The organism is Pseudoalteromonas sp. DY56-GL22 (assembly GCF_041414715.1).
Lineage (GTDB): Bacteria > Pseudomonadota > Gammaproteobacteria > Enterobacterales > Alteromonadaceae > Pseudoalteromonas > Pseudoalteromonas simplex.
The window spans coordinates 115,045-127,362 of record NZ_JANHZR010000008.1; the positions used below are offsets into that span (position 1 = coordinate 115,045).

General features: G+C 42.6%; 9 protein-coding genes. 4 read left to right on the top strand and 5 right to left on the bottom strand.

The window, feature by feature from the left end; genetic code table 11:
* Positions 1-21 precede the first annotated feature (21 nt).
* The gene (hrpB, locus tag NO991_RS16785) at positions 22-2,442 is read right to left on the bottom strand and encodes an ATP-dependent helicase HrpB (protein ID WP_371352217.1); all 2,421 of its coding nucleotides are present in this window, start codon (positions 2,440-2,442) and stop codon (positions 22-24) included.
* A 169-nt stretch (positions 2,443-2,611) separates the two neighbouring features.
* Between hrpB and NO991_RS16790 the strand changes: the two genes are divergently transcribed.
* Entirely contained in the window at positions 2,612-3,379 is a 768-nt protein-coding gene (locus NO991_RS16790; RefSeq protein WP_300417370.1) for an ABC transporter substrate-binding protein, read from the top strand.
* A gap of 196 nt (positions 3,380-3,575) precedes the next feature.
* A complete protein-coding gene (locus NO991_RS16795) occupies positions 3,576-3,773 on the top strand; it encodes a CsbD family protein (RefSeq protein WP_138619436.1) in 198 nt (65 codons plus the stop codon).
* Between the two features lie 40 nt (positions 3,774-3,813).
* Here NO991_RS16795 and NO991_RS16800 read toward each other — a convergent pair whose 3' ends face one another.
* The 4 genes from NO991_RS16800 to metA form a co-directional block, all read right to left on the bottom strand.
* Positions 3,814-4,854, bottom strand: coding sequence for a GGDEF domain-containing protein (locus NO991_RS16800; protein ID WP_300542730.1), 1,041 nt, complete (start codon positions 4,852-4,854; stop codon positions 3,814-3,816).
* A 388-nt stretch (positions 4,855-5,242) separates the two neighbouring features.
* Positions 5,243-7,873 (bottom strand): methionine synthase, encoded by a 2,631-nt coding sequence (metH, locus tag NO991_RS16805; RefSeq protein WP_300362171.1) that lies wholly within the window; start codon positions 7,871-7,873, stop codon positions 5,243-5,245.
* A 9-nt stretch (positions 7,874-7,882) separates the two neighbouring features.
* Entirely contained in the window at positions 7,883-8,950 is a 1,068-nt protein-coding gene (locus NO991_RS16810; protein ID WP_228482651.1) for a homocysteine S-methyltransferase family protein, read from the bottom strand.
* A complete protein-coding gene (metA, locus tag NO991_RS16815) occupies positions 8,940-9,887 on the bottom strand; it encodes a homoserine O-succinyltransferase (RefSeq protein ID WP_300362176.1) in 948 nt (315 codons plus the stop codon). Before metA ends, NO991_RS16810 begins: the two co-directional genes overlap by 11 nt.
* 246 nt (positions 9,888-10,133) lie before the next feature.
* On the opposite strand from metA, the gene ettA reads away from it, so the two are divergent.
* Positions 10,134-11,807, top strand: coding sequence for an energy-dependent translational throttle protein EttA (gene ettA, locus NO991_RS16820; protein WP_138600221.1), 1,674 nt, complete (start codon positions 10,134-10,136; stop codon positions 11,805-11,807).
* 114 nt (positions 11,808-11,921) lie between these two features.
* Complete coding sequence (locus NO991_RS16825; RefSeq protein WP_138600217.1) at positions 11,922-12,287, top strand: PilZ domain-containing protein; 366 nt, start codon at positions 11,922-11,924, stop codon at positions 12,285-12,287.
* Positions 12,288-12,318 lie beyond the last annotated feature (31 nt).

Sequence of the window (12,318 nt, forward strand, 5' to 3'; positions counted from 1 at the left end):
GTAAAACTCACTTCATTAAAATCACATCTTACTTTTTACTTTATTAGTCGCTTGGCTGGTGGCGGGGTTGTCTGGCCAAAAATGTTTTGGGTAACGCCCTTTCATTTCTTTTTGCACATCGCGGTAACTTGTTTGCCAAAAGTTAGCTAAGTCTTGAGTTAACTGCAGCGGCCGCCTCGCTGGTGATAATAGCTCCATTAATAATGGCAGTTTACCTTGGGCCAGCAAAGGCGTGCTGGTCATGCCATACACTTCTTGCATGCGTACACTTAGCTTCGCAGGGCCATCTAGCTGATAGGTCACTTTTACATTTGAACCACTTGGCACCGTTAATCGTAAGGGGAGCAATTCATTCAATAAACTTTGCTGCTGCCAATCAAAACAGCTTTTAATTGCTTCGCTGTAATTGAACTTTTTTAATTGCTCAAGGTTTTTAATATCATCCAAATAAGGTACAAGCCATTGGTTATCGGCAATTAATTCATCGTGATTTAAAAGCGGGAACGACTCTGGTAACAGCTTACTTGCCAAGCTCATTCGAATAAGTAACTGCTCACTATCGGGCTGTTCATTAAATAACGAAAAGCCCTGCTTACTAAATAAATTTAACCACGCTTTAGTGCGCTCGCTCTTATCTAAGGGCTGTTTACTTGGTTGACTCGCTATGGTGATGGCACCCAGCTTGAGCTCATCTTGATGGATAAAACGCCCTGCTTTTTCATCGTATTCGCAGCGAGTTTGCTCAGTAAATAAATGCGAGAGCTCATCTTCAAGGTCACTTGGCATAAAGGCAACAGCAGCAAAAACACGCTTTCCCTTATGACCGCCCATGTGAGCAATGGCAATATAATCATCGTTATGCCAAAACTCCTCACTTAAGTCGGCGCCAGCACCATTGGCAAGTAAATAACCATTACCGCGCTTTTTGGCTAGGCGGTCAGGAAAGGCAAGCGCCACCAGCAGCGACAAGTACTCTGTTTTAAGCTCATTAACCGGCTTGAGTTGCAAGCGCGATAGCCAATAATTTAATTGCTGCTTAAATACTGGGTGCGGTTTGCTGTGCTGGCTATGCAAAGCCAAATTAAGATCAGCTGGCATACTAATGCGGCTTTCAAGCAGCGCCGTTAAATACCCCGCTAATACATAAATACCAGGCATGCGCTGCTCTAGTTGCTTTGCTTTAATGAGCATGTGCGAGAGGCGAATATCGGCTCCATAGATCAGCATTTGGCTACCGAGGGCTGTTAGCTTTTCATTTTCATCAATGGCTTCAAGCATTTTCAAAAGTGCCGTTGCCTGTTTAATCTGCTGGCTGCTTGGTGGGTCGAGTAAGCTAAGCTCTGAAATGGATGCCCCCCACTGCTTTGCCTCTAATAACAACTGACTAATGTCACTGGTCAGAATTTCTGGCGCATCATGACTGTTACGGCGCTCAAAGGTTTGCTTAGAGCCTAAACGATACACAACCCCCGGCTCAATTCGCCCAGCACGACCTGCGCGCTGTATAGCTGAAGAACGAGAAATACTTTGCGTAACAAGCTCTGTCACACCGGTTTTTAAATTGAAATTGGCAGCACGGCGTTTGCCGCTATCAACCACAATACGTATTCCTTCAATGGTCAAACTGGTTTCAGCGACATTGGTGGTTAGTACCACTTTGCGTTTGCCATTTTTAGCGGGCGCAATAGCAGCTTGTTGCTCTTTTTTATTTTGCTCACCATACAAGCTAAATACTTCAACGCTATCATTTAAATCATTTAAAGACTGCTGAACGCGCATGATTTCACGCTGTCCAGGTAAAAACACTAAAGCACTGCCCGATTGCTCACTAAGCGCCTGTTTTATTAGTGCAGGTATGTCATCGAGCCAACGGCTTTCGTCTTTAAGTGGAATATACACTTCATCAATAGGGTAACTTCGACCTTGTGATGAAATAATAGGACAGCTGAAAAACTCACTGTAACGTTCGCCGTCTAAGGTTGCCGACATCAGCAATATTTTTAAATCATCGCGAAGTGCTGCCTGTGTTTCGAGGGCAAATGCCAAAGCCGTATCTGCGGCAATTGAGCGCTCGTGAAATTCATCAAAAATAAGTAAGTCTACATCACTAAGCTCTGGGTCATTTTGCAACATACGCGTCAGCATGCCTTCAGTGACAATTTCGAGTTTAGTTGTAGAACTTACTTTTGATTCGCCACGAATGCGTAAGCCGACACTGTCACCGACTATTTCATTCTGCTGACTTGCCAAATACTGGGCAATATTACGTGCGGCCAGTCGTCTTGGCTCTAACATAACAATGCGTTTAAAGTGCCCTTCGCGCATTAAGGTAAGAGGCAGCCATGTTGATTTACCCGCTCCCGGTGGCGCTTGCAATAAGGCCATTGGGTTATTCTGTAATGTGGTTAACAGGGATTGATAAATATCTTGAACTGGCAGCACGTTAGGTATCTCTTACTTTCTTTTCGCGCATTGTATCAAAAAACTAAAAATTGCGATGGCTATAGGCTTATTTTCTATCTCGGGCTTTAGAAGTGAAAACATTGCATTCTGCCAGTTTAGACTTATTCTTGATTAAACGACCAAACAAAAGTCAGAATAAGGAATAAACTTGTTCAGGATTTACACCCGTATTTTAATCACCTTGCTATTTTTAGCTTTACCGCTTCAAAAAGCATATAGCCAGCAAAAGATTACGGTTGCACTTGGCAATACACTTCCACCTTGGGTGATGGCTGAAGACAACACAGGCATTATTCCTGACTTACTTCGCGCGACACTGGGTGCTCAAGGTTATCAACTACACTTTGTCTACGTGCCTTATGCAAGGCGGATCCTTTTATATAATGAAAACTTAGTTGATGTAGTATCTGATATAAACAATAAAGTTATTGAAGCTAATCAAATGAGCGGTTACTTTTCAGATATTGCTTACAACTATGAGAACTTTGCGTTTAGCCTAGCCAAGCGAAATTTCGACCTCAAGTCCATCGCCCAACTAAAACATCATACCGTGCTATCTTGGCAAGGCGCTAAAGCGCGACTTTCACCTGAATATCGCGACATGGCAAAAGAAAACCCTAATTATTCAGAAACATACGACCAATCAACCCAAGTACGGCTTTTATATCGTGAACGGTATGAAGTGATCCAAATGGACGGAAAAATTTTTGACTACTACCGAGCGTTAATTACAAAACATGGGGAGGTTGATGTGTCTGAACCGGTGCAGCGGTTTGCTTTGTTCGGCAAAAGCCCCAATGGTTTTTTGTTTCATGATGAAGCCTTAAGAGACCGGTTTAACGAGAGTTTACGTAAACTAAAATCAACTGAAGAATACACGCGGATAATCAATCGCTATACCTCTAAGAGCCACTAAGTATCTAAAAACTAGCTCAACAGAAAATATTACAGGCTGATTCTAAAAACTACGTAGTAATTGCAAACTTTTAAATTCCACTCATTAGATTTAAAAACATAAAACAACTACAAATCAATAATTTAATAAGTTTCACCAAATTGGTACAGCGATTGCTCTTACTAAGGTGAATGTTTAACAGAGTAAGGAGATTATGATGAACAGCGATCGTTTAGAAGGCAACTGGAAAGAGCTTAAAGGTAAAGCACAACGTAAATGGGGTGACCTTACCAATGATGATTTAGATAAAATTGAAGGTAGCCGTAAAGAGCTGGTTGGTAAACTTCAGCAAAAATACGGTAAATCAAAGGAAGAAGCTGAACGTGAAGTCAGCGACTTTGAAAAAAGCCATTAATTTGAGCAATCAATAAAGCCGCTAATTGCGGCTTTATTTATCAAGCTGGCTCATGCTTTGCTAAATCTACCTCAGCAACCGTTTGATTTTTACCTTGCGATTTAGCGCGGTAAAGCCGTTTATCAGCAATGTTTAAGCAATGATCCATGCTCTCATCAACGACGCGCACGTACAAGCCAATACTTAAGGTAACATGAAAACGATGCTGGCCGCTCGTAAATGGCTTTTCAGCAAGCTTCTTATGAATTTTTTCAGCGACTTTTCTAGCTCTAAGCTCATGCCCTGTTGGGATCACAATTAAAAACTCTTCGCCGCCCCAACGGGAAATAACATCTTCTTCTGTGCACACGTTTTTAAATACATCAGCGAAAAATATCAGCACCTCATCGCCCACTTGATGACCGTAGGTATCGTTGATTTGCTTAAAGTTATCAACATCCATCAGCAAGAACACAGCCCCTTCGCCAAAGCGCTTATCTTGCAAACATTCAGTTGCGTAGCGACGGTTAGCGAGTTCTGTCATTGCGTCAGTGCGAGCAAGCTTTTGATTAAGCTTAAGTTGCTCCATTAACTGCAAACTGTATTTGTTACGGTAATATTCGTAGAAGCCAGCCAAAATACATAAAATCGAGAAACACAGCATGACCCGTGTAGGAAAGTAGTGACTCGGATAACTGTAATAACCAAATTGATCGGTAAAATAGAAAAGCACCGAAATAATAATGGCAAGCAAGATAAGATCGAACGCTCCGCGCTTTAAGCCACGAATAAAAAATGTCACAGGAGATACAATAAACAGCCACAATGGCCCCGTGCCATTACTACCTCCTGAGACGATTAAAAAACACATCATCGAATAGAGAGCGTACAGCATAAGTATTGCTATGGTTTCGTCACGATTTTTAATAACGAAAGGTGAGGCAAACACAAAGCCGCCAATAATCAATAAATAGCTCAGGGTGTGGTAATCATCTTGATAGCTGGTGATCGCCATTAAAAACGAGGTGATCGAACCAATAAATGCAAAAACACGCAAAAATCGTGCTTTATCTTTGTCACTTGCATTCACTGTATCAATCACAATTTCACCTTAGATTTCTTGATCAATCTCAACAATACCAATCCGCAATAATACTTAATCATTTTGAGGGATTAAACCTGTCGCTACCTGCGTTAATAATTTCTAATTTACGACTGCATGGATGCAGAAGGTAGAGCAATGCAGGAGCAATTGCCGAGCACAACTAAATAACGAAATTTTTGCCTTGTTATCAACGAGGTTTTATTGCCTCAAAATAGACCACTTTATTAAGCGAATTGGTATAACTTTAACACAAATATTTAAAATAGAAGGAATTTGCCAGTATTAAAGCAATTAAAAAGAAAAAAGTATGAAAAAATGAGCATAAAAAAACGAGCCATTTGGGGGCTCGTTTTTAATTTAAACAAAAGCTAATAACTAAAGGTTATTATTCTGGTTCATAGCCCAAATTAGGCGACAACCAACGCTCGGCTTCTGCAAGAGTCATGTTGGTACGCTTAGCGTAATCTTCAACCTGATCTTTTTGAATTTGCGCCACTGCGTAGTACTTAGCTTCAGGGTGAGAGAAATACCAACCAGAAACCGCCGCACCCGGCCACATTGCGTATGAACTTGTTAGCTTCATGCCGATACGCTGTTCTGTATCAAGTAACTGCCAGATTTTCTTCTTCTCTGTATGTTCAGGACAAGCCGGATAACCTGGCGCTGGGCGAATACCTTGGTAGTTTTCACGAATAAGTTCATCGTTCGATAGATTTTCATCTACCGCATAGCCCCAATACTCTTTACGCACTTGCTCATGTAAGTACTCTGCAAATGCCTCAGCCAAACGGTCTGCAACGGCTTTAACCATAATCTTATTGTAATCATCTTGCTTAGCATCGAAGGCATCGGCAAGGTCGTCTTCTTCAAGACCACCGGTAACCGCAAACGCACCAAAGTAGTCAGGAGTTCCTTTAGGCGCAATATAGTCAGCTAAACAGTAGTTAGCAAAGTCGGTTTTTTCAGTTTGTTGGCGTAAATGACACGATGTAGTTAAAAGCGTTGTACGCGACTCATCGGTGTAAATCTCAATGTCATCCCCTACTCGGTTTGCAGGGAATAAACCAATGACACCTAAAGGTTGCAGCGCACCTGATTGCTCAAGCTCATCAAGCATTGCATTAGCATCAGCGAATAAGCTTTTAGCCTGTTCACCTACAATTTCATCTTCAAGAATACGTGGGTACTTACCAGCAATTGACCACGTCATGAAATAAGGTGTCCAGTCGATATACTGTCTTAACGTCGCAATCGAAACATCTTTAAACTCAGTCACACCCAGTTTTTTCGGTACAGGTGGCGTGTAGTTGTCCCAATCGAGTTTTATAGCGTTGTCGCGAGCACGCTGTAAAGTAACGGGTTTTGAGCGCGGCTTTTTACGTGCTTGTTGTTCACGTACTTTTTCATACTCAGCCTTGGTTTTCTCTAAAAATGCTGGCTTTAACTCTTTCGACAATAAATTAGAAACCACACCTACAGCGCGGCTGGCATTATTTACATAAACCACACCTTTATCATACTGAGGCTCAATTTTAACCGCAGTATGCGCTTTAGAGGTTGTTGCACCACCAATCAGTAGCGGTAATTCAAAACCACGACGGGTCATTTCTTTCGCAACATGCACCATTTCATCAAGTGATGGGGTAATAAGCCCTGATAAACCAATAATGTCGGCTTTTTCGTCAATGGCGGTTTGCAAGATTTTCTCTGCCGGCACCATCACACCAAGGTCGATAACCTCGTAGTTATTACATTGCAGTACCACGCCTACAATATTCTTACCAATGTCGTGTACGTCGCCCTTAACGGTTGCCATAACCACTTTACCATTGGTAGCGCCCTCTTCTTTTTCAGCTTCAATGAAAGGGTCAAGATAGGCAACTGCGCGCTTCATCACACGAGCTGACTTAACAACCTGAGGTAAGAACATTTTACCCGCACCGAATAAGTCACCTACTACGTTCATGCCGTCCATAAGCGGGCCTTCAATCACTTCGATAGGCTTAGCTTTGCTCTTACGGCACTCTTCGGTATCTTCGTCGATGTACTCGGTAATGCCTTTTACTAGCGCATGTTCAAGGCGCTTTTCAACAGGCCAAGTACGCCACTCTAAATCTTCTACTTTCTCTGCTTGCGCCATACCAGAGTATTTTGGTGCAAGTTCAACAAGTCGTTCACCGGCACCTGGGTCGGTATTGAGGATCACATCTTCTACAGCTTTACGCAGCTCTTCGGGGATATCGTCGTAAACCGCTAATTGGCCCGCATTTACAATGCCCATGTCCATACCCGCTTTAATCGCGTGGTATAAAAACACAGAGTGAATAGCCTCACGTACTGGGTTGTTACCACGGAACGAGAACGACACATTCGATACACCACCCGACACTTTACAGTGCGGTAAGCCTTGCTTAATTCGGCGCGTACCTTCAATAAACTCAACAGCGTAGTTATCGTGCTCTTCAATGCCCGTTGCGACGGCAAAAATGTTCGGGTCAAAAATAATGTCTTCTGGCGGAAAGCCAATATCATCAACGAGTATTTTATAACTACGCTGACAAATCTCGAACTTACGATCAGCAGTTTCTGCTTGCCCGGTTTCATCAAACGCCATTACAACCGCAGCAGCACCAAAGCGTTTAATTAACTTAGCTTGGCGGATGAACGGCTCTTCACCTTCTTTAAGTGAAATTGAGTTTACAATGGCCTTACCTTGAATACACTTTAAGCCTGCTTCAATCACTTCCCATTTAGATGAGTCGACCATGATAGGTACTTTTGAGATATCAGGCTCTGAGGCAATTAAGTTTAAAAACTTTACCATCGCCGCTTTCGAGTCCAACATGGCTTCATCCATGTTGATATCAATTACTTGCGCGCCATTTTCTACTTGTTCACGGGCAACATCGAGAGCGGTCTCGTAATCTTCTTCCATGATCAAGCGCTTAAACTTAGCCGAGCCTGTTACATTGGTACGCTCACCGACGTTAGTAAATACAGCAATTTGGTCAGTCATGTCGGTTTCCTAGTTTAAGTTACACGCTTCAAGGCCCGATAAGCGCATACGCACTTCAAGCTCAGGTAATTGGCGAGGTTTAACACCTTCAAGGCCTTTCGCAAACGCCTTAATATGAGCCGGTGTGGTGCCGCAACAACCACCTACAATATTGATAAAGCCAGACTTGCCCCAATCAATAATTTCTTGGGCCATTTCAGGAGCTTCTAAATCATATTCGCCAAACTCGTTCGGTAAACCTGCATTTGGATGCACCGAGGTAAAGGTTTCACAAACGCGCGATAACTCTTCAACATACTGGCGCAGTAAGTCAGGGCCAAGGGCGCAGTTAAGGCCGATTGATAGCGGTTTAATATGGCGAATTGAGTTATAAAATGCTTCTGTGGTTTGCCCTGATAAAGTTCGGCCTGAGGCATCGGTAATGGTGCCTGAGATCATCACAGGTAAACTACGACCAGCTTGCTCGAATGCTTCTTCTACGGCAAACGAAGCCGCTTTTGCATTAAGGGTATCAAAGATGGTTTCTATTAAAATAAGATCAGCACCACCTTCCATCAGTGCCAGTGTTGACTCAACGTACGCCGCCACCAGCTTATCAAAGTTGATATTACGATAACCTGGATCATTTACATCTGGTGAAATAGAACAGGTTTTTGACGTTGGCCCAAGTACACCGGCTACATAACGCGGTTTGCTAGGATCTTTTGCTTCAAGTTCATCACACACGCTGCGTGCAAGCTTCGCTGACTCGAAGTTGATTTCGCGGCTAAGGCTCGCCATGTCGTAATCTTCCATCGAAATAGTCGTGGCATTAAAGGTATTCGTTTCGATGATATCGGCACCGGCTTCTAAGTAAGCACGGTGAATATCAGCAATGATTTTTGGCTGAGTTAGGCTTAATAAATCGTTATTGCCTTTAATAAGTACATGCCAATCTTTAAAGCGCTCACCGCGATAATCCTGTTCTTCTAATTTATATTCTTGGATCATGGTGCCCATCGCGCCATCGAGGATTAAAATTCGCTGTTTTAGCGCCTCGTTTAATTGTTCGCGTTTATTCACTGCATTACTCGGCATAGTTGTTAGTCCTTACATCTTGGCTAACTAAGTTAATATCATACGGTGTAGTTTGGTACACATAATAGTTTAACCAATTCGAAAACAATAAAAAGGCATGGCTTTGCCACGTTTTCGACGGTTCGTTGTCTGGGTTATCGTCAGGGAAGTAGTTTTCTGGCTTAGGCGCATCCGCTGATTTTTCTTGGTCGCGTAAATACTCCCCTTTTAAGGTATGAGCATCGTACTCTGGATGGCCAGTAATATACACTTGGCTACCTGATTTATTTTTAATTAAGTAGGCACCAACTCGCTCTGATCCGGCTAATACTACCAGCTCTTCGCAGGCAGTGATCTTATCGATATCAATATGACCATAACGAGAATGTGGCACTAAAAAGGTATCATCAAAGCCACGCGTTAGCGCTGCGTGCTCAAAATAGCTTTTATGGGTGAAAACACCGCTTAATTTGTTTGGTTTCAGATCACGTTTAAGGCCATAGTGATGATAAAGCCCAGCATGGGCCGCCCAACACGAAAATAGCGTAGACGTCACATGCTGCTCTGCCCAATCTAAAATAACTTTTAGTTCGTCCCAGTAAGCAACTTCGTCATACTCTAAATGAGCAAGCGGCGCGCCCGTTATGATCATGGCATCATAGTTATTATCTTTCACTTCTGAAAAATAGCGATAAAACGTATCCATGTGCTGCTCAGAGTGACTACTGGTGCGATGAGTATCTAAGCGCAACAGCTCAACATTAACTTGCAGCGGTGAGTTTGCTAACAAGCGAATAAACTGCACTTCGGTTTCAACTTTGTTTGGCATTAAGTTTAAGATGGCCAAACGCATTGGGCGGATTTCTTGCGTTTTAGCACGACTTTTTGGCATAACAAACACGTTTTCTTGACGTAACTTTGCAATGGCAGGCAATTCATCTTTTACTGTAATGGGCATAGCTGGCTCCGAGCATACTTATCTGACTGCTAATTATGAACGGATAGTTAGAAATTTCAACCTCTAGATGTTTAGATGTCCAAATGAAGTGATATTTCTGAGTGGTCATTAATTAAAATGTATGACTCTTTGAGTAAATAACACCTTGATGTTAAGCCTATCATAAACGCTGAATTCTGTATTTTGAGGTAGTTTGGGTATACAATACTTGCTGTTAATTTTTCTTATAAATTGAAGGCTCCTTTCATGGTGTTACCAGATAAGTTTATATTCTCGATGAGTCGAGTTTCTAAGGTTGTGCCACCTAAGCGCACTATCTTAAAAGATATTTCTTTACACTTTTTCCCAGGCGCAAAAATTGGTGTGCTAGGTCTAAACGGTGCAGGTAAATCAACGTTACTTCGCATTATGGCTGGTGTTGACCAAGACTTTGAAGGTGAAGCTCGCCCTCAACCAGGCACTAAAATCGGTTACTTACCGCAAGAACCTGTACTAGACGAAAGCAAAACAGTTCGCGAAACAGTAGAAGAAGCAGTAAGCGAAGTTAAAAATGCACTAAACCGCCTTGATGAAGTATACAACGAGTATGCAATGGACGGTGCTGACTTTGATGCACTTGCGAAAGAGCAAGGCGAATTAGAAGCTATCATCCAAGCGCACGATGGTCACAATATCGACAACGTGTTAGAGCGTGCAGCTGATGCATTACGCCTACCACCTTGGGATGCAAAAATTGAACACCTTTCGGGTGGTGAGCGTCGCCGTGTTGCGATCTGTCGTTTACTACTTGAAAAACCAGATATGCTTATCCTTGACGAACCGACCAACCACTTAGACGCTGAGTCAGTTGCTTGGTTAGAGCGCTTCTTACACGACTACGAAGGTACCGTGGTTGCTGTAACCCACGACCGTTACTTCTTAGATAACGTAGCAGGTTGGATTTTAGAGCTTGACCGTGGTGAAGGTATTCCTTGGGAAGGTAACTACTCATCGTGGCTTGAGCAGAAAGATTTACGTTTACAACAAGAACAGAAATCTGAAAAAGCACGTCAAAAATCAATCGCGCAAGAACTTGAATGGGTTCGTTCAAACCCGAAAGGCCGTCAAGCTAAGTCTAAAGCACGTATGGCACAGTTCTCTGAGCTTCAGCAAAACGATTACCAAAAGCGTAACGAAACGAATGAACTATTCATTCCACCGGGTCCACGCTTAGGTGATCAAGTTATCGAAGTGAAAGGCCTGAAGAAGAGCTTTGGCGAACGTGTATTAATCGATGACTTAAACTTTGCAATGCCGAAAGGCGCTATCGTAGGTATTATCGGTGCCAATGGTGCGGGTAAATCAACGCTATTCAAAATGCTAAGTGGTGAAGAAACGCCAGATAGCGGTGAGATCATTGTTGGTGACACTGTTGAGCTTGCAACGGTTGATCAGTTCCGTGGCGACATGGACGAAAGCAACACTGTTTTCCAAGAAATCTCTAACGGCCAAGACGTATTAAAAATTGGTAACTTTGAATTCCCAAGCCGTGCCTATGTTGGCCGCTTTAACTTCAAAGGTAACGACCAACAAAAATTCGTTAAAGACCTATCAGGTGGTGAGCGCAACCGTTTACACCTAGCTAAGTTACTAAAAGCTGGTGGTAACGTATTACTACTGGATGAGCCAACCAATGACCTAGACGTTGAAACACTACGTGCACTTGAGAACGCTATTTTAGAGTTCCCTGGCTGTGTAATGTGTATCTCGCATGACCGTTGGTTCCTTGACCGTATTGCTACACATATTCTTGATTACCGTGATGAAGGCCAAATTAACTTCTTCGATGGTAACTACACAGAATACGAAGAGTGGTTGAAGAAAACCTTAGGCGCAGAAGCGGCACAACCTAAGCGTATTAAATACAAAAAAATTGGCTAATTAGCTGATACTCAAAAAGCCCCTACTCAGGGGCTTTTTTGTTGTATTAAGCTTTGCTATCACTCACTCCATTATGATCTATACTATTAAGTAACTAAAGTTGGAGATACAGCTATGAATGAACGCAGAGAGTTTTCGCGGGTATTATTTTCTTGCCCTGCGGTCCTTCGTATCGAAGATAACGACTATCACTGTCAGTTACTTGATCTATCTTTGCAAGGTGCGCTCATTACTAAAAGTGATTCATTTTTAGTGCCTATTCATAGTAAAGCTGACTTAATCTTTACCCTACCAGAGTCAACTATCGAGATTAAAATGCAAGTGGAGCTGTGCCATGTTGAGCATCAGCATGCAGGCCTTCGCTGCGATCATATCGATATTGATAGTATTACTCACTTAAAACGATTGATTGAGCTAAATCTGGGTGATGAGGCATTATTACATCGCGAGTTAGCTCATTTAATTCACGCGCCAGAGTAAACATTTGCCGTTAGATTCGTTATGCTGTAGC